The organism is Pseudomonas sp. AM4(2022), from assembly GCF_036346515.1.
Lineage (GTDB): Bacteria > Pseudomonadota > Gammaproteobacteria > Pseudomonadales > Pseudomonadaceae > Aquipseudomonas > Aquipseudomonas paracarnis.
Map to the genome: position 1 here is coordinate 1 of NZ_JAOTNW010000036.1, position 18,484 is coordinate 18,484.

Genomic DNA, 18,484 nt, shown 5'->3' on the forward strand with positions numbered 1-18,484 from the left:
CGTCAGGGCGGAACCCTAAGTGGCCGTTACCTAAATAACGGATATGTACTCGATCTGATCCAACATCCCGGTAGGCTGTCAGGCCGCCTTCGCGAGCAAGCCCGCTCCCACAGTTTGAGCGCGGGGCGTCAGATAGATAGGGGCCGGCTGTGAGGCCGTCATCGCAGGCAAGCCAGCTCCCACATTTGATCTTCGTTGCCTTGAGCATGCGTTCGCTTAACTGGGGCATGCCGCCTCTGTCAGAGCTGGCGCCCGACAATCGGTTGGCCAATGGCCAGGAAATTCCCGCCCGCCACATGGTGCAACGTGCGCAGTTCATCGTGCCCTTCAAAATGCCAGCGGCCCTCGCTGAATACCCGCTCATCAGCATAGGCCGCGACCACTTCGCCCAGAAACAGGTCATAGGTCTGCTGATTATGCGGCTCAGGCAGCAGGCGGCACTCCAACCAGGCCACGCAGCCTTCCAGCATCGGCGCCTCGGTGTGTTCACCGCTGAAGCTGTGCAGGCCGTAGGCTGCGAATTTGTCGGTTTCAACACCGCGGGTATTGCCCACCGTTTGCACCAGATCAGCCTGTGCGGCACAAGGCACTTGCAGTACGAAGGTGCCGGCGCCTTCAAGTAGCTGGCGGGTCCAGGTGGCCTTGTCGAGCACCACCGCGACTTTCGGTGGTTCGAAATCCAGCGGCATGGCCCAGGCAGCGGCCATGATATTGCGCTGGCCGTTGTGGGCTGCACTCACCAACACGGTCGGCCCGTGGTTGAGCAAACGGTAAGCCTTGGACAGTGGTACGGGGCGACGGAACGTAGGGATCATGGTCGTTCAGCTCTGCAAGCGAGAAAAGACCTACGATACCTCAAGCACAAGCCCGACAGGTCAGCTCGACAGCTGATTGGCAAACTGCCCGACCGCACTCACCACCTTCTGCGCACCGTCTTGAATCTCGACGATCACGGTACCCGCCTCGGCCGCCAGGGCCAGGCCCTGCTCGGCTTGCGCACGTCCGTCGGCCATCAAGGCCACCGCATCGCGGGCCATGTCCTGGTTCTGGCGCACCACACCGACAATTTCTTCGGTGGCTTTGCTGGTGCGTGACGCCAGTTGCCGTACTTCATCGGCCACCACCGCAAAGCCACGCCCCTGCTCACCGGCACGCGCCGCTTCGATGGCGGCGTTGAGCGCCAGCAGGTTGGTTTGCTCGGCAATGCCGCTGATGGTCTTGACGATGCTGCCGATTACTTGGGACTGGGCATTCAACGCCTCGATGCCTTCACCGGCCTGCTGCATGTGCTGGGCCAGGTCGCGCATCACGTCCACGGCCTGGGTGACCACGGTGGTGCCGCGCTGGGCGCTGTCGTCGGTTTGCAAAGAGGTGCTGTAGGCAATATTGGCGGCCTCGGCCACTGCCTGCTCGCGGTTGACCTGGTCGGTAATGACCGTGGCAAACTTGACCACTTTGTACAGCCGCTCATTGGCGTCCACCACCGGGTTGTAGGTAGCCTCCAGCCACACCAGGCGGCCGTGGCTGTCCACTCGTTTGAAGCGCGCGGCGACGAACTCACCGGCGTTCAGGCGCTTCCAGAACTGCTGGTATTCGGCACTGTTGTATTCCTGTGGCTCACAGAATATACGGTGATGTTTGCCTTCGATCTGCGCCAGGCTGTACCCCATGGCGCCGAGGAAGCGGTCATTGGCGGTGAGCACATGCCCGTCCAGGTCGAACTCGATCAACGCGGTGGAGCGCATTAGCGCGGTGATGAGGTTTTCATGTTCACGCGAACTCTCGATGGTGCGGGTAAGGTCGCTGGAGAACATCGAAAACTGCTTGATGCGCCCCTCCGAACTGCGCACCGGCTGCACGATTGAGCGCAACCAGGCTTCTTTGCCATTGCCACGCATCAGGCGCACGGCGCCGGCAAAGTGTTCGCCGCGGGCCAGCGCGTGCTTGAAGCGCAGTTGGAACTCGTCCTGGCGCACATGTGCCGGCACCAGGTCTTCGATCGCGCGCCCGACAATCTCGCCCAGCGAGTAAGCCAGTTCCTGCAGGAAGTTGGCATTGGCCCACTCCACACGGCCTTCAGGGTCCAGTGTCAGGCAGAGCATTTCGTTTTCCAGGCTCTCTTTCACCTGGAGCAAGCTCGACAATTCTTCGCGCAGAGCGGTCAGCTCCTGCTTCAGGCCGGTATTGAACATGGGGCACCGTTAGGCAAGTGAGGTGGGTGTTCTAACTTGCATCGGCGCTGCCGGGGTTTTCTGAAGAGCGCTTGAGCCCTGGGCCGAACTATATTTTCAACCGCCATTGTTACGGCATACGCCCATGACCTGATATTCCAGGGTATTGAGCTTGCCGCTGGAGTCTTCATAGGTCATGCGCGACGGCACGACGTTGCACGAGCGGATCGGCGGCGTCACGTTGACGACCTTGGCAATGTCCAGGTCCATGCCATAGCGGTAAGCCTGGACCTCGGGCACCGGCTTGCCTTTTTTGATCGCGTAGGCGGCCATGGCTTTCTCATTGCGCTCCATCATCAGGGCAAAGGTGCGATCCCCGCCCCCTTCGGCCAGCGCGCCAAATGACAACACAGCCGTTAATACAGCCACACCTACTTTATAAAAGTTCATTGCGGTTTCCTCGACTGAAAAGTTCAGTGTCGAGATTAACCAACCCACCCTGACGCCAGGTTCACCAGAACATTACTTATTTGTTAGATGGCCGTTAGTTTCCAGAATTGTAATCTTCGCGCCATGCAGCTGTTATCCGTCGTTTGCAACTATCAGCCAGGGCCAGATCAATAAGAACGCCCGCCTCTATAAGAAGCTGATAACTGCCATCACCGAGGAGCGCATCATGAGCATTCGTCATTACACCCTTCCCTTTTCACTGATGGCTGCACTGCCCATGGCCGCCATGGCGGTGGAGGACAAGCCCGAGGGTTTTATCGAGGGCAGTCGCATCAACGTGCTGGCACGCAATTTCTACTTCAACCGCGATGACCGCAAAGGCCAGTCCAGCCCCACTGGCAATGGTTACTCCGAAGCCTGGGCCCAGGGCTTTATTGGCAAATTCGAATCCGGTTTTACCCAGGGCACCGTGGGTTTTGGTCTGGACGCGTTCGCCATGTACGGCCTTACGCTTGACTCGGGCAGCGGCCGCAGCGGCGGCAAAGGCTCGTTCGGCGTGCTGCCGGTGAACAGCGACAACCAGCCGGAAAACAGCTACAGCAAAATCGGCGGCGCGGCAAAACTGCGCGTGCTGGAAACGGTGATCAAGGCCGGCGACGTGTTCCCACTCACCCCGGTGGTGGCCTACGGCGACTCTCGCCTGTTGCCCGAGAGCTTTCGCGGCGTCACCCTGCAAAACACCAGCCTGGAAGGCTTGAGCCTGCAAGGCGGGCGCCTGAGCGGCATGAGCCAGCCCAGTGAAAGCGGCATGAACAAAGGCTTTGCCACCTTCTATGCAGGCAAGGTCGACTCGCCCTGGATCGCCTACTTCGGCGGTGACTATCAGCTCAACAGCCATCTGGGTTTTAGCCTGTACAGCAGCCGCTTGAAGGACGCCTGGGACCAGTACTACTTCGGCAGCAATGCCAATTACGCATTGACCGACGACGTGTCATTGTTCGGCGACTTCAACTACTACAAGGCCGTGGACGAAGGCCAGAAACGGCTCGGCGAGTTCGACAACAACATCTGGAGCGCCAGGCTCGGGGTCAAGGTCGGTGCCCACAGCCTGGCCGTGTCCCACCAACGTAACAACGGCGACGATGATTTCGACTACCTGCGCCAGTCAGACTCGATCTTCCTCAATAATTCGATCCAGTACAGCGACTTCAACGCGCCCAAGGAACGCTCATGGATGGTGCGCTACGACCTGGACATGCAGGCGTTCGGCATTCCCGGCCTGTCGTTCATGACCCGCTACGGCAAAGGCACCGGCGCCGACTATAGCAACGCCAATGCCGTGTATATGCGCCGCGATGCAGCGGGTAACCCGTTGACCGATCAACGCCGTTGGGAACGGGATATCGAGGCCAAGTACGTGGTGCAAAGTGGGCGTTTGAAGGATTTGTCCCTACGCTTGCGCCAGGCCACCGTGCGCTCCAGTGCGTTCGAGTCAGACCTGGAAGAAGTTCGTCTGATTGCCGAATACCCCTTGGTCGTGTTGTAGCCCTTACATTCGCTCGCGATTAACTAACATCTGTTCACAAATAGCCGGTTATCAAAATTGTAATATTGGCCTCAGCTTCTCGTTAAGTGGAACTTTCTATACTCGCTTCAACTTATTCACCGAGCACATTCATCTCTGAAGCTTTTGTGTAGCTCCTTTGGAAAGAGATGAATTTTTAACGCCCCGCTTGGGGCGTTTTTTTTGCCTGCGGTGCGGTGCGACCGACGGTCGCAGTTGACCCTAGAGTTACTTCAGCCTTCAGACTTTTCCCACTTCCGAAACCGCCGCCATAGGGACATGGGCGCCTTCTCTCCCCTAATTCAAGAGGTAACCCCCATGCGTATTCTTGTGGTTGAAGACGAGCAGAAAACCGCCGACTACCTGCAACAGGGCCTGAACGAAAGTGGCTACGTGGTCGACTGCGCCGCCAATGGCATCGACGGCCTGCACCTGGCCGGGCAGCACGCCTATGAACTGGTGATCCTGGACGTCAACCTGCCTGGCAAGGATGGCTGGCAAGTGTTGGAAGAACTGCGCCGCAACGGCACCCAGCGGGTAATGATGCTGACCGCCCGTGGCCGGCTGGCTGACAAGATCAAGGGCCTGGACATGGGCGCCGACGATTACCTGGTCAAGCCGTTCGAGTTTCCCGAACTGCTGGCACGGGTGCGCACCCTGATGCGCCGCAGCGAGCACATTCCACAGCCGGAAGTGTTCCGCGTCTCGGACCTGGAGCTGGACCCGCGCCGCCACCGCGCTTATCGCGGCACCCGGCGCATCGACCTGACCACCAAGGAGTTCGCCCTGTTGCAGGTGCTGATGCGCCAGGCTGGCGAAGTGCTGACCCGAACGCAGATTATTTCCCTGGTCTGGGACATGAATTTCGACTGCGACACCAACGTGGTCGAAGTCTCCATCAGCCGCCTGCGCGCCAAGGTGGATGACCAGAGCGAGGTCAAACTGATCCACACCATTCGCGGCGTGGGCTACGTGCTGGAAGCGCGCCCATGAAGACCGGCAGCCTGTCGATGCGCCTGGGCTTGACGGTCAGCCTGATGGGCGCGGGCCTGGTGTTGCTGCTGGCGACCCTGGCCTACCTGGCCCTCACCCATGAGCTGGAAAAACTCGCGCGCAAGAACCTCGAAAGCAAGATGGAACAGATCCAGCACAGCCTGGCCCTGGGCCTGGACGCCCATGCCATTCGCGGCCGCCCGCACTCGCTGATGGACCTGGTGATGGGCCACGACAATTTCCACCTGACCATCGTCGGTACCGCGCCCGATAACAGCGTGCTGCTGAACGTCGGCAGCAAGCCCCAGGAACCGCTGCTCACTGACTTCAAACCACGGGAAACCCTTGGTTACCTCAATTGGGTCGACAGCTACGGCAACCAGATACTCAGTGCCTCCAGCTTGATGCGCCTGGCCAACGGTGAACGTGTGCGGGTGCTGCTGTCCCTGGACCGCATGGACGATCAGGCATTACTCAGTGCCTACCTGCGCGCCACGCTCATTGCGCTGCCGCTACTGCTGATACTGATTGGCATGGGCGCCTGGTGGCTGGTGCAACGGGGCCTGGCGCCGTTGAAGCAGTTCAGCCAGGTGGCGGCGAAAGTCACGACCCAAGACCTCACCCATCGCTTGTCCGTGGACAACCTGCCCCACGAACTGGGTGAACTGGCCCACGGCATCAACGTGATGCTCGACCGCCTGGATGCCGGGGTGCAGCAACTCTCGCAGTTCTCCGATGACCTGGCCCACGAACTGCGCGCGCCCTTGACCAACCTCATGGGCAAGGCCCAGTTGACCCTGTCGCGCCAGCGCCCGCCGCAGGAATACAAGGCGGTGCTGGAATCCAACACCGAAGAGCTCGAACGCCTGGCGCGGATTGTCAGCGACATGCTATTTCTGGCGCAGGTCAGCCACCCGGCGGCGCGGGCCTCATTCACCGAGGTGTCCCTGGCGCAGGAAGCCCAGCGCGTGATGGAGTTGTTTGCCCTGAGTGCCGAAGATAAAGACGTCACCCTGAGCCTGCGCGGCGATGCCTGGGTGACCGGCGATCGCCTGATGATCCAGCGGGCGATTTCCAACTTGCTCTCCAATGCCATTCGCCACACACCCGAGGCCTCTACCGTGTTGCTGTTGGTGGAGACCTACGAGCAGAGCGTATCGCTGTCGGTGGGCAACCCAGGGCGTGGCATTGAAGCGCACCACCTGCCGCACCTGTTCGAACGCTTCTACCGCGCCGACAGCAGCCGTACCCGTGCCGAGGGCGGCACCGGGCTGGGACTGGCCATTGTGAAATCGATCATGCATTTGCATCAGGGGCATGCTCATGTCACCAGCCAGGCTGGGCGTTTTACGCGGTTCAGCCTTGTGTTTCCTTCGAAGCCAGCCTAGGCCCAATGTAGGAGCGAGCTTGCTCGCGAAAAACGTCAACGATAACGCGTGTTTCCTGAATAAGCGCGGCGCCTAGGGTTTTTCGCGAGCAAGCTCGCTCCTACAGAGGGTAAGCCCGCACATTGCGGCGTTTTCACGGTTGTCAGGCGGTCTCTTCATCGCGGCGATGAGCCCATTGGTACAACGCCGGCAGCACCAGCAAGGTCAGCAAGGTCGAAGAAATAATCCCGCCAATCACCACCGTCGCCAACGGGCGCTGCACTTCGGCGCCGGTGCCGGTGGCGAGTGCCATGGGGATAAAGCCCAGGGACGCCACCAGCGCCGTCATCAGCACCGGGCGCAGGCGGGTCAACGCGCCTTCGTGGATCGCCACCGATAATGAGCGGCCTTCCTCGCGCAGGTTTCGGATGAAAGCAATCATCACCAGGCCATTAAGCACCGCCACGCCCGACAAGGCGATAAAGCCCACCCCCGCTGAAATCGACAACGGAATATCGCGCAGCCACAGGGCCATGATCCCGCCGGTGAGCGCGAATGGGATGCCGGTAAACACCAGCAGGCCGTCCTTGAGGTTGTTGAACATCATGAACAGCAACCCGAACACCAACAGCAAGGCCACCGGCACCACGATGCGCAAGCGTTCAGAAGCCTCCTTCAACTGTTCGAACTGGCCGCCCCAGGTGGTCCAGTAACCGGCAGGGACCTTCACCTGGGTGGTGATGGCGGCTTCGGCCTCCTCGACAAACGAGCCAATATCGCGCCCACGCACGTTGGCGCTGACGATCACCAGGCGCTTGCCGTTCTCGCGGCTGATCTGGTTGGGGCCCAGCACCAGATCGAGGCTGGCAACCTGGGACAAGGCGATAAAGCCCAACTGCCCCGAGGTACTACTCGCCAGCGCCGGCACCGGGATCAACAGGCGTGACAAGCCGTCGATATCGGTACGTAACGTGTCGGACAAGCGCACCACCATGTCAAAACGCCGATCGCCCTCGTACAACGTACCGGCCTGGCGCCCACCGACCGCGACGGCGATGGTGTCCTGCACATCACCCACATTCAGGCCAAAGCGCGCGGCCTTGTCGCGGTCGATATTGATGGTCAGCACCGGCAGGCCGGAGGTCTGTTCCACCTTCACTTCCGAGGCGCCGTTGAGCTTTTGCAAGGTTTCGGCGATTTCCCCGGCGGTGGTGTTGAGCACCGCCATATCATCGCCAAACACCTTCACCGCCACGTCGCTGCGCACCCCGGAAATCAGCTCGTTGAAGCGCAACTGGATCGGCTGCGACAGCTCATACACGCTGCCCGGCACAATCGCGCTGGCCCGTTGGATATCGGCGATGATTGCCTCGCGGGACTTCTTCGGGTCTGGCCATTGGTCCTTGGGCTTGAGCATCACGTAGCTGTCGGAGATGTTCGGCGGCATTGGGTCGGAGGCGATTTCCGCCGTACCGGTGCGCGCAAACACCCGCTCGATTTCCGGCACTTGGGCCAGCAAGGTTTTTTCCAGTTGCTGCTGCATCTGCACCGACTGGGTCAGGCTGGTACCGGGCACACGCAGCGCCTGCTGGGCAAAGTCGCCTTCGCTGAGGCTGGGGATAAATTCACTGCCCATGCGGCTGGCAACCAGGCCCGAGACGACGATGGTCAGTGCGGCCAGGCCGAACACCAGGGGCCGACGCACCATCACCCAGTTGAGCACCGGGTCATACACCCGGCGCGCACTGCGCATGACGAAGTTTTCTTCTTCCTTGACCTTGCCGGTAACAAACAACGCAATCGCCGCCGGTACGAAGGTCACCGACAAAATCATCGCGCCGAGCAAGGCAATCACCACCGTGAAGGCCATGGGGTGGAACATCTTCCCGGCCACTCCCGTGAGGGCGAAGATCGGCAGGTACACCACCATGATGATCAACTGCCCGAAGATCAGCGCGCGTCGCGCCTCCTTGGCGGCGGCGAACACTTCGTGCAGGCGCTCACTGCGGGTCAGCAACCGGCCATGACGGTGTTGCGCATGAGCCAGGCGGCGGATGGCGTTCTCGACGATCACCACCGCGCCGTCAACGATAATGCCGAAGTCCAGCGCGCCCAGGCTCATCAGGTTGGCGCTGACTTTGTTGGTGAACATGCCGGTAAAGGTGAACAGCATCGCCAGCGGAATCACCATCGCCGTGATCAGCGCTGCGCGAATGTTGCCCAAAAACAGGAACAACACCGCCACCACCAGCAACGCACCTTCGAAGAGGTTTTTCTTCACGGTGGCGATGGCTTTTTCCACCAGGTTGGTGCGGTCGTAAACAGTGACCGCCACCACGCCTTCAGGCAGCGAGCGGTTGATCTCCCCAAGCTTTTTCGCCACCGCCTGGGACACACTGCGGCTGTTCTCACCGATCAACATGAACACCGTGCCCAGCACCACTTCACGGCCATTTTCCGTGGCGGCGCCGGTACGCAGCTCACGACCAATGTCGACCTGAGCCACATTGCGCACGCGGATCGGCGTGCCGTCAGAAGTAGTGATGACAATGTTGGCGATGTCGTCGATAGACGCCACCTGGCCCGGCGCGCGGATCAACAACTGTTCGCCACTACGCTCGATGTAACCGGCGCCGACGTTGGCGTTGTTGCGCTCCAGCGCCGTGACCAGATCGTTGAGGGTCAGGTTGTAAGCGGCCAGGCGCTTGGGGTCTGGCGCAATCTGGTATTCCTTGGCGAAGCCGCCGATGGTATTGATCTCGGCCACGCCTGGCACGTTGCGCAATTGCGGCTTGATGATCCAATCCTGGATCACCCGCAGGTCGGTGGGTGTGTAGGGCGTGCCGTCCTCTTTGCGCGCACCGTCCTCGGCTTCGACGGTCCACAGGAAAATTTCCCCAAGGCCGGTGGAAATCGGTCCCATCGCGGTCTCGATGCCGTCGGGCAATTGCTCACGGGCCACTTGCAGGCGTTCGTTGACCAATTGGCGGGCAAAGAACAGGTCGGTGCCGTCCTTGAAAATCACCGTGACCTGGGACAAGCCGGAACGCGACAACGAACGCGTCTGCTGCAGGCCCGGCAGGCCGGCCATGGCGGTTTCGATGGGAAAGGTGATGCGCTGCTCGGTTTCCAGCGGCGAAAAACCGGCCGCCGCCGAGTTGATCTGCACCTGCACGTTGGTGATGTCAGGCACTGCGTCGATGGGCAGTTTCTGGTAGCTGGCGATGCCGACACCGGCCATCAACAGCACCGCCAGCAACACGATGATGCGCTGCTCGATGGCGAATTGGATAAGGCGCTCAAACATGGGGAATCACTCGCAGGATCAATGGGCGTGTTCGGCCGAGCCTTTGCCCAGTTCGGACTTGAGGATGAAGCTGCCGGCCGTCGCCACCTGCGCGCCGGCCTCCAAGCCTTTACGCACTTCGACGTAGCCGTTTTCACTGACGCCCAGTTCAAGATGGCGGGTGATAAAGCCGTCCGCGGTGCGCACAAACACCGAGGGTTTGTCCTCGACGGTCTGGATCGCGGTTTGCGGTACGGTGACCTTGGCCTGGTAGGTATCGGTGGCCACTTGCACGGCCACGAACAAGCCCGGGCGCCAGGCATCGTCGGGGTTGGGGACCGTCACGCGCACGGTGGCGGTGCGCGTTTGCTCGCCGAGCAAGTTGCCCACATAGGCCACGGTGCCCAGCACTTCGGTGCCCATTTCCGTCGAGCTGACTTTCACCGGCTTGCCCACGCGAACCTTGTTCAAGTCCTTGGGAAATACGCCAAAGGTGACCCACACCTGGGACAAATCCGAGAGGGTGAAGGCATTGCTGGTTTCACTGACCACCTCGCCCACCCCCAGGTGTTTTTCCACCACCACACCGGCGAAGGGCGCACGCAGTTCATAACGATTGCCGCCGGCCAGTACCGCGCTGCCGCTGAGGGCAGTCATTTTTTGCCGCGCATTGTTCAGGGCGATTTCGGCTTCTTGCAGGGTTTGCCGCGCCAGCAGGTAATCCTGCTCGGCGGAGATTTTGTCCTGCCACAACTGGCGCTCGCGCTCATAGGTGGTACGCGCCAGTTCGACCCGGCGCTGGCTGGCCGCCAACTCACTGCGCTGGTCGGAAATCTGCTGGCTGGCGATCACCGCCAACAGTTCGCCTTTTTTTACCGACTGGCCCAGATTGACGCTCACCGCTTCCACCACGCCCGCAGCACGGGGCACGATGTGGGAGGTACGGTCTTCATCAAAACGCACCTCGCCGGGCAGCGTCAGCACGGTGCTGATGGCGCGCGGTTGCGCCTGGGCCAACTGGATGCCGGCGGCTTGAATCTGCTGCTCGGTGAGTTCGAGCTTGCCTTCTTCTTCCTCGGCGTGGGCGAAGCCCGACAGCATCAGGCTAAGGGCAACGGCGAGCGCCATGCCATGTTTTTTGTTCATCAGGAGACTCCAGGAAAAATCAAAAGCGGGCGAGGTCGCCGTAAATGCGTTCGATGCGTACCCAGGCCTCGGTGGCCTGGGCGGTGGCAGCAAGGTATTGGGTACGGGCCGCGATCAAGGTGCGCTGGGCGTCGAGCACGTCGAGGAAGTTGAACTTGCCCATCTCGAAGCCACGGGTGGCGCTGTCTACCGCACTTTGTGCGGCGGGCAGGATCTGTTGGTTGAACGCGTGCACTTCGGTATTCGCGGTTTGCCACAGGTCCAGGGCCTGGCGGGTTTCGGTGCGCAGGCGCAGCTCGGCGGCGTTGCGCAGGTCGCGGGCCTGGTCGGCGCGACGGCTGGCAGCGAGGATGTTGCCCTGGTTGCGGTTGAACAACGGGATCGGCATCGACACGCCCACCAGGTTCACCCGTTCGCGCACGCTGGCGTCGTATTGGCTGCCGATAGACACATCCAGGTCCGGAATGCGCTGGGCTTTTTCCAGGCCCACGCTGGCTTCGTTCTGCACAATGTTGAGTTCGGCCAGGCGCAATTCGGCGGTCTGCTCAAGGCGTGCCAACAATGGCGCGGCGGCGGGTAACGCCGGTACGGAAGTGCTTGGCGTAGCGACGACCTGGAAGTCGGTGGCGGCGCTGCCGGTGCTGGTGGCCAGGCGACGGTAGGCGTCAGTGAGGCCGATCTGTGCGCGGTTCAATTCCAGGCGGATTTCCGACACCTGCACCTGGGCGCGGGTGGCTTCCACGGGTGACGACTTGCCAGCAGTGACGCGCCCATTGGCGACCACCAGGCCGCGTTCGGCAAGCGTCATGGAGCGTTGCGCCAGGTCAAGGCGTTCCTGGGCGCGCAGGGCGCCGTAATAGCTGTCGATGACCTCGGCGCGCAACAGGTTGCGACGCTGCTCCAGGGTCAGCGCGGCGGCATCCTGGCCGCGGGTGGCCACCTCGATGCGTGCACCGCGCTTGCCGCCCAGTTCCAGGGTCTGGCTGAGTTTGATGCTGGTGGTGCGGCTGTTGCGGCGGGTGTCTTCGGCGTCCCAGGAGGCCACCGGATTGGGGATCAAGCCGGCCTGTTGGCGGCCGCCTTGGGCGATGTCGATTTCCCATTGTGCGGCCGCCAGGTCCGGGTTGTTGGCGAAGGCGGTTTGCAAGGCAGCATCGAGGGTGAGGGGTTGTGCCTGGGCGGCGTTTGCGGATATCCACAATGCCAATGTCGCCGCCCCCAACAGTGTTCTAACGGAAATTGCCATAACGAGAGTTCCACGCCCATGAAGTCGCTGAGATTTCCCAGCGGGGGCAATGTAGCTTTCGGTACTTATCAGGGCCGTGGGCGAAAGATTACAAATCCGTTAGCCAGGTTCAGGCATGCACTTCGTCGTGATCGTCATGTTGAAAACCCTCGCCCTCGACCTGGATCGTGGCATGGGAAATATCGAATTGTTCGTGCAGTAACTCCGTCACTCGGCTGAGGATCTGTTGCTCAGTGCCCTGGGACGCATCCGCGACCAGATGCGTACTCAGCACGTTCTTGCCACTGGTGAGGGCCCAGATGTGCAGGTCGTGCACGTCCTTGACCCCCGGCACGCTGCGAATGCCCTGCTCCACCTGCTCGATATCCACACCCTCCGGCACACCTTGCAGCAGGATGTTCATGCTCGCCTTGAGCAACGTCCAAGTGCGCGGTAACACCCAAAAACCAATGGCGGCCGCGACCACGGAATCGACCCAACCCCAGCCAGTGAACATGATCACCAGCGCGGCAATGATCACGCCGACGGAGCCAAGCATGTCACTCCAGACTTCCAGGTAGGCCCCCTTGACGTTAAGGCTCTCGCCACTGGCAGCGCTGAGCAGACGCATGGAGATCAGGTTGACCACCAGCCCCAGCAACGCAATCGCCAGCATGCCGGTGGACTGGATTTCGGCGGGCGCCTGCAGCCGCTGGTAAGCCTCGTACAAGATGTAGAACGCCACGGCGAACAGCAGCAATGCATTGAACGCAGCCGCCAGAATCTCGAACCGCGCATACCCGAAGGTGCGCTTGCGATCTGCCGGGCGCTTGGCGACCTGGATCGCCACCAGGGAAATCGCCAGGGCCAGGGCGTCGGTCATCATGTGCGCCGCATCGGACAACAGCGCCAGGCTGCCGGTGACAAAGGCACCGATGACCTCGGCCAGCATGAAGCTGCCGGTCAGCCCCAGGGCGATCCATAACTTGCGTTCGTGGCCGGCGCGTACTTGGGCGTGGCTGTGTCCTGCGCTCATGAAATGTCCTCGTGGGTTGGGATGGGGCGGATCATAGAGCTATAGGTCAGATCCACTGGCATGGTTTGCAAAATTGTCATCTGAGCGCCAGAGGGTCGTTACCTTCGAGCGCACCAAAATCGCCCATGCACGCGCTGGTGGAGTTCTATCAGGTATGCTTTTCAGACTGAAACAAAAAGAAACATATTAGCCTACCTGCTCGATAAGGAGTCCCGTTTTGGAGCTATCGACTGCCGCGTGGATGGTTCACGACACCCGCCTCATGCTCTGCGTGCTGTTAGCGATCGCCAGCATCATTGTGCTGATCAGCGCGACCAAACTGCCGCCCTTCCTGTCGATTCTGATCGGCACCTTTATCGCCGGGGTCGGCGCCGGCCTGCCGCCGGAAGAAGTGGCAAAGGCGTTCAGCAAAGGCGCCGGGGCGATTCTCGGGGAAGCCGGGATCATCATTGCCCTGGGTGCGATGCTCGGCGCGCTGATGGCCGAATCCGGTGCGGCCGACCGTATTGCCACCACGTTGCTCGGGTTGGGCAAAGGCAAGTCATTGCCCTGGGTGATGGCGTTGGTCGCCATGGTGATCGGCCTGCCGCTGTTCTTCGAAGTGGGCCTGGTGATGATGGTGCCGATCATCTTTGTGATGGCCAAGCGTTCGAACCAGCCGTTGTTGAAAATTGCCATCCCGGCACTGGCGGGCATGACCACCTTGCACGCCCTGATGCCGCCGCATCCGGGGCCGCTGATCGCCGTGGGCGCATTGCACGCCGACCTGGGCCTGACCATGTTGCTGGGCTTTTGCCTGGCGGTGCCGGCCGTGATCCTGGCCGGGCCGCTGTATGGCAACTGGCTGTCCAAGCGCCTGCACGTGGATGAACCGGCGGATATCGGCGCCTTGTTCAGCGCACCGCCCAAGGCCCCGCGCCAGCCGAGCTTCGGTGTGTCGTTGCTGATCATTTTGTTGCCGGTGATTCTCATGCTCGGCAGCACTTTGGCCAAAGTCGCGTTGGCGCCAGAAAGCACCCTCGCCCTGACCTTGAAATTCCTCGGTGAACCACTGGTTGCCCTCGGCCTGGCGGTGATCGCCGCGGTCGTTTGCCTGGGTTGGGCGGCGGGCATGCCACGCACCGACGTCGGCAACACCCTGCGCAAAGCCCTGGCGCCCATCGCCGTACTGCTGCTGACCATCGGCGCCGGCGGCGGCCTCAAGCAAACCCTGCTGGACGCCGGCGTCAGCCAGACCATCAGCAAAGTCGCCGAAGGCGCGCACATGCCCTATCTGCTGCTGGCCTGGCTGATCGCCGTGGCCCTGCGCCAGGCCACCGGCTCGGCCACCGTCGCCACCACCACGACCGCCGGCATCCTCGCGCCAATGATGGCCGGGTTGGCGGCGACGCAAAGCTCATTGGTCGCCCTGGCCATCGGCGCCGGCTCGGTGTTCTTCTGCCACGTCAACGACGCCGGGTTCTGGATGGTGCGTGAGTACTTTGGCTTGCAGTTGAAGCAGACGATATGGGTGTGGTCGGTGCTGCAGACGATTGTTTCGGTGGTTGGGTTGGTGGGTACCTTGTTGCTCTGGCACTTCCTGACCTGACCCTCAGGCGGCCAAGGTGTGGCGCTTGCCAAACAGCGCCACACTCGCCACTCCCACAGCCCCCATCACCACGCAATACCCCACACAGATCCACGGGCTGGTCGGCATCAGGGCGATCAACAACAACGGTGTAGTACTTGCCCAGAGTGCGTAGGCAATGTTGTAGGTGAAGGAAATGCCCGATACCCGCACCTGCGCCGGAAACAGCCCGACCATCACCGACGGCACCGCGCCCACCACGCCGCAGCTCAGGCCCGCCACGGCGTACGCTGCGCCGAGCCACACGCCGCCGGCGATCAGGCTGGCGTACAGCAGCGCAATGCCCACCGGCAGCAACAGGCTGTAGACCAATACCGCGCGCCACGCGCCGATGCGGTCCACCAGCAGGCCGGCGAGCACGCAGCCGATATTCAGGAAGACGATGCCCAGGGCACTCAGGGCAAAGGTGTGACTGGGGCTCATGCCGAAGGTTTTCTGCATCATGGTCGGGGTGATGACCACCAGCACCACCACGGCAGATGTCAGCACGCAGGTGAGGATCATCGCCGGCAGCAACACGGCGCGATGGTCGCGCAGCACGGTGCGCAAGGGCATTTCAGCGGCAGCCTGGCGACGCGCCTGCATCTGCAGGAACACCGGGGTTTCGCTGAGCCAGCGGCGCAGCCATACGCCGATCACGCCGAATACGCCGCCCAGCAGGAAGGGGAAGCGCCAGGCGTAGTCGAGGATCTCCGCGGGGGTGAAGACTTGCGCGAGCAAGGTGGCGGTCAGCGCCCCCAGCAGGTAACCGAAGGTCAGGCCGGCCTGCAAAAAACCCAAGGCATAGCCACGATGGTGACGCGGCGCGTGCTCGGCGACGAAGGTCCAGGCGCTGGGCACTTCGCCGCCCACCGCTGCGCCTTGCAGTACGCGCAGCGCCAGCAGGATCAGCGGGGCGAAATAGCCGATTTGCGCGTAGGTCGGCATGACGCCGATCAGCAGGCAGGGCAAGGCCATCATCAGGATGCTCAGACTGAACACGCGCTTGCGCCCCAGGTGGTCTGCAAAGTGCGCCATCAGGATGCCGCCCAGTGGACGCGCGAGGTAACCGGTGACGAAGATGCCAAAGCTTTGCAGCAGGCGTAGCCACTCGGGCATTTCCGGGGGGAAGAACAATTGGCTGAGGGTCAGCGCAAAGAACACGAAGATAATGAAGTCGTAGATTTCCAGGGCGCCGCCGAGGGCGGCCAGGCCCAGGGTTTTGTAGTCGGAGCGGGAAAAACGCTGCGCCCGTGGGGAAAAGGTGGCAGTCATGTGCAGGCTCGGCAGACAAACAAAATGGCGTGCAGGTTATGAGCTGAACCCATTGAAGGCAATCACGACGGATATATTTGTTTTACTCATTGATCGTTGAAGATAACTACATTCCCAAATCAATGGCCGTAGAGGAACATGCCGTAAAACTGCCAAACCCCATAATAACTACAAGAGGAAAGACTCGTGGCCGATGCTATCGAAGACAGCCGCTATGCCCGATTTGCCCTGCGTTGCTCCAACTTCGCCGAACGCTGGTTTCCTGACTCCTGGGTGTTTGCCGCCCTCGCCGTGATCATCGTCGCCGTGGCGACCCTGGGCATGGGCGCCGCACCGGCCGAAGCGGCCAAGGCATTTGGCGATGGGTTCTGGAGCCTGATCCCGTTCACCATGCAGATGGCCTTTGTGGTGATCGGCGGTTACGTGGTCGCCAGTTCACCGCCCGCAGTGAAGTTGATCGACCGCCTGGCGCGCATTCCCAAGAATGGCCGTTCGGCGGTGGCCTGGGTGGCGTTGATTTCCATGGTGGCTTCATTGCTTAACTGGGGCCTGTCCCTGGTGTTCGGCGGTTTGCTGGTAAGGGCATTGGCCCGGCGCACGGATTTGCGCATGGACTACCGCGCCGCTGGCGCTGCCGCGTACCTGGGCCTGGGGGCCGTATGGGCGCTGGGGCTGTCGTCGTCGGCCGCGCAGTTGCAGGCCAACCCGGCCAGCTTGCCACCGTCGATCCTCTCGATCACCGGGATGATCCCGTTTACCGAGACCATTTTCCTGTGGCAATCCGGCGTGCTGTTGCTGGCGCTGATCGTGGTGTCGCTGATCATCGCCTACGCCACCGCGCCTGGCCCCAACAGCGCCCGAGACGCCAAGGCCTGCGGCATTGACCCGGCCTTCAACCTGCCCAAGCCGCAGGCGCCGACGCGCCCCGGTGAATGGCTGGAACACAGCCCGTTGCTGACCATTCTGCTGGCGTTGCTGGCGGCCGGCTGGCTGTTCCATGAGTTCTCGACCAAGCCGGCGATCAGCGCCATCTCGGGGCTCAATACCTATAACTTCCTGTTCATCATGGTGGGCGCGCTGCTGCACTGGCGCCCGCGCAGCTTCCTCGATGCCGTGGCCCGTGCGGTGCCGACCACCACCGGCGTGCTGATCCAGTTCCCGCTGTACGGCTCGATTGCCGCGCTGATGACGGTGGTCAAGGGCGGCGACGGCCAGACCCTGGCGCACCATATTTCGACGTTCTTCACCTCCATCGCCTCCCACGACACCTACGCCCTGCTGATGGGTGTGTACTCGGCAGTGCTGGGCTTCTTCATCCCCTCGGGTGGCGGCAAGTGGATCATCGAAGCCCCGTATGTGATGCAAGTGGCCAATGACCTGCAGTACCACCTGGGCTGGGCGGTGCAGATCTACAACGCCGCCGAGGCGCTGCCGAACTTGATCAACCCGTTTTATATGTTGCCGTTGCTGGGTGTGCTGGGGCTGAAGGCGCGGGATTTGATCGGGTTTTCGTTTGTGCAGTTGCTGGTGCACACGCCGCTGGTGTTGTTTTTGCTGTGGGCGTTGGGGGCGACGTTGAAGTATTTGCCGCCTGTGATGCCCTGAATAACGAGTGACCGCAACTGTTGGTAGAACAGTTGCGGTCAAGGATTTACAGGAAGGCGTGCCAATAGATCAGGTAATGCACTCTGTATCGTGTCCCAAACAACATCCAAGTTGATATCGAAGTAACCATGAGCGATTCGGTTGCGTATCGCTCGCATATTGCGCCAAGGAATATGTGAATGGCGTGCCGCGAAGTCCGGATGCTGATCCATGATTTTCGTCGACGCTTCACCAATGATGATCAGGCTCATGACCACAGCTTGTTGTGTTCGCCGGTCTTCCAAAAACTCTTCTTTGCTCAAGCCCTCTACAAAAGTGATCGCGTCAGTGGCAGCTTGCCTTATGTGCTCCAGATAATCCCCTAGCCGACTTTCCGTCATACTGGCCGGGCCTCCGCTAGCACTTTATCGCGAAACTTCAAAGGCAAGTCGCCAGGCGTAAGCAGGTCGACATTAACGCCGAGCAAGTCCTCAAGCTCGACCTGCAACCCACCGAGATCAAAGAGGGTTGTGCCCGGCGGCGCGTCTACCAGCAAATCAAGATCACTGCCTTCTTGGTCAGTCCCCATCAGTACCGACCCAAATACTCTGGGATTGGAAATACGGAAACGTCCGACCACTTCTCGTACAGCCGTTCGTTGCAGATCAAGTGCAGTTGAAGGTCTCACGACTCACCTCAGTGATGTGCATTAGAAGGGCAGTCTAGCAGCGCTTGAGCCGTGTAGACACGCCCCGCCCATCACACGCCTGTCTTTGTTCCG

At 61.2% G+C, this 18,484-nt stretch carries 15 protein-coding genes and 1 pseudogene; 5 read left to right on the plus strand and 11 right to left on the minus strand.

Annotated elements, in window-relative coordinates:
- Positions 1–239: 239 nt before the first annotated feature.
- The 4 genes and pseudogenes from ODQ19_RS27055 to ODQ19_RS27065 all read right to left on the minus strand — a co-directional run bounded on the left by ODQ19_RS27055 (position 240) and on the right by ODQ19_RS27065 (position 2,621).
- Positions 240–815: a flavin reductase family protein gene (locus ODQ19_RS27055; protein ID WP_330211723.1), complete on the minus strand. Its 576-nt coding sequence runs from the start codon at positions 813–815 to the stop codon at positions 240–242.
- 60 nt (positions 816–875) lie between these two features.
- Positions 876–1,307: a methyl-accepting chemotaxis protein gene (locus tag ODQ19_RS28295; RefSeq protein WP_370712620.1), complete on the minus strand. Its 432-nt coding sequence runs from the start codon at positions 1,305–1,307 to the stop codon at positions 876–878.
- Between the two features lie 108 nt (positions 1,308–1,415).
- Positions 1,416–2,192, minus strand: a pseudogene (locus ODQ19_RS28300) (PAS domain-containing protein); the annotation flags it as partial.
- Positions 2,193–2,288: 96 nt separating this feature from the next.
- Entirely contained in the window at positions 2,289–2,621 is a 333-nt protein-coding gene (locus tag ODQ19_RS27065; RefSeq protein WP_003188305.1) for a DUF2790 domain-containing protein, read from the minus strand.
- Positions 2,622–2,847: 226 nt separating this feature from the next.
- Here ODQ19_RS27065 and ODQ19_RS27070 point away from each other — a divergent pair, with 226 nt between their 5' ends.
- The 3 genes from ODQ19_RS27070 to ODQ19_RS27080 all read left to right on the plus strand — a co-directional run bounded on the left by ODQ19_RS27070 (position 2,848) and on the right by ODQ19_RS27080 (position 6,566).
- A complete protein-coding gene (locus ODQ19_RS27070) occupies positions 2,848–4,167 on the plus strand; it encodes an OprD family porin (RefSeq protein WP_330211724.1) in 1,320 nt (439 codons plus the stop codon).
- Positions 4,168–4,503: 336 nt separating this feature from the next.
- Positions 4,504–5,178, plus strand: a complete 675-nt coding sequence (locus ODQ19_RS27075) for a heavy metal response regulator transcription factor (protein ID WP_032893695.1) — start codon at positions 4,504–4,506, stop codon at positions 5,176–5,178.
- Positions 5,175–6,566, plus strand: coding sequence for a heavy metal sensor histidine kinase (locus tag ODQ19_RS27080; RefSeq protein WP_330211725.1), 1,392 nt, complete (start codon positions 5,175–5,177; stop codon positions 6,564–6,566). The genes ODQ19_RS27075 and ODQ19_RS27080 overlap by 4 nt, the downstream gene beginning before the upstream one ends.
- A 142-nt stretch (positions 6,567–6,708) precedes the next feature.
- Here ODQ19_RS27080 and ODQ19_RS27085 read toward each other — a convergent pair whose 3' ends face one another.
- The 4 genes from ODQ19_RS27085 to ODQ19_RS27100 all read right to left on the minus strand — a co-directional run bounded on the left by ODQ19_RS27085 (position 6,709) and on the right by ODQ19_RS27100 (position 13,238).
- Positions 6,709–9,852, minus strand: a complete 3,144-nt coding sequence (locus tag ODQ19_RS27085; RefSeq protein WP_330211726.1) for a CusA/CzcA family heavy metal efflux RND transporter — start codon at positions 9,850–9,852, stop codon at positions 6,709–6,711.
- A gap of 18 nt (positions 9,853–9,870) precedes the next feature.
- On the minus strand, positions 9,871–10,977 hold the full coding sequence (locus tag ODQ19_RS27090) for an efflux RND transporter periplasmic adaptor subunit (RefSeq protein WP_330211727.1): 1,107 nt from the start codon (positions 10,975–10,977) through the stop codon (positions 9,871–9,873).
- A gap of 19 nt (positions 10,978–10,996) precedes the next feature.
- A complete protein-coding gene (locus tag ODQ19_RS27095) occupies positions 10,997–12,223 on the minus strand; it encodes a TolC family protein (protein WP_330211728.1) in 1,227 nt (408 codons plus the stop codon).
- A 109-nt stretch (positions 12,224–12,332) separates the two neighbouring features.
- A complete protein-coding gene (locus tag ODQ19_RS27100; RefSeq protein ID WP_330211729.1) occupies positions 12,333–13,238 on the minus strand; it encodes a cation diffusion facilitator family transporter in 906 nt (301 codons plus the stop codon).
- A 217-nt stretch (positions 13,239–13,455) separates the two neighbouring features.
- Here ODQ19_RS27100 and ODQ19_RS27105 point away from each other — a divergent pair, with 217 nt between their 5' ends.
- Positions 13,456–14,826 (plus strand): GntT/GntP/DsdX family permease, encoded by a 1,371-nt coding sequence (locus ODQ19_RS27105; RefSeq protein ID WP_330211730.1) that lies wholly within the window; start codon positions 13,456–13,458, stop codon positions 14,824–14,826.
- A 3-nt stretch (positions 14,827–14,829) separates the two neighbouring features.
- On the opposite strand, the gene ODQ19_RS27110 is transcribed toward ODQ19_RS27105, so the two are convergent.
- The gene (locus ODQ19_RS27110; protein ID WP_330211731.1) at positions 14,830–16,119 is read right to left on the minus strand and encodes an MFS transporter; all 1,290 of its coding nucleotides are present in this window, start codon (positions 16,117–16,119) and stop codon (positions 14,830–14,832) included.
- A 186-nt stretch (positions 16,120–16,305) separates the two neighbouring features.
- On the opposite strand from ODQ19_RS27110, the gene ODQ19_RS27115 reads away from it, so the two are divergent.
- Positions 16,306–17,724 (plus strand): short-chain fatty acid transporter, encoded by a 1,419-nt coding sequence (locus ODQ19_RS27115; protein WP_186608470.1) that lies wholly within the window; start codon positions 16,306–16,308, stop codon positions 17,722–17,724.
- Positions 17,725–17,762: 38 nt separating this feature from the next.
- Here ODQ19_RS27115 and ODQ19_RS27120 read toward each other — a convergent pair whose 3' ends face one another.
- Together ODQ19_RS27120 and ODQ19_RS27125 are read right to left on the minus strand one after the other, a co-directional pair.
- Positions 17,763–18,104: a HepT-like ribonuclease domain-containing protein gene (locus ODQ19_RS27120; RefSeq protein WP_330211732.1), complete on the minus strand. Its 342-nt coding sequence runs from the start codon at positions 18,102–18,104 to the stop codon at positions 17,763–17,765.
- A complete protein-coding gene (locus tag ODQ19_RS27125) occupies positions 18,101–18,391 on the minus strand; it encodes a nucleotidyltransferase family protein (protein ID WP_032893707.1) in 291 nt (96 codons plus the stop codon). Before ODQ19_RS27125 ends, ODQ19_RS27120 begins: the two co-directional genes overlap by 4 nt.
- Positions 18,392–18,484: the final 93 nt, after the last annotated feature.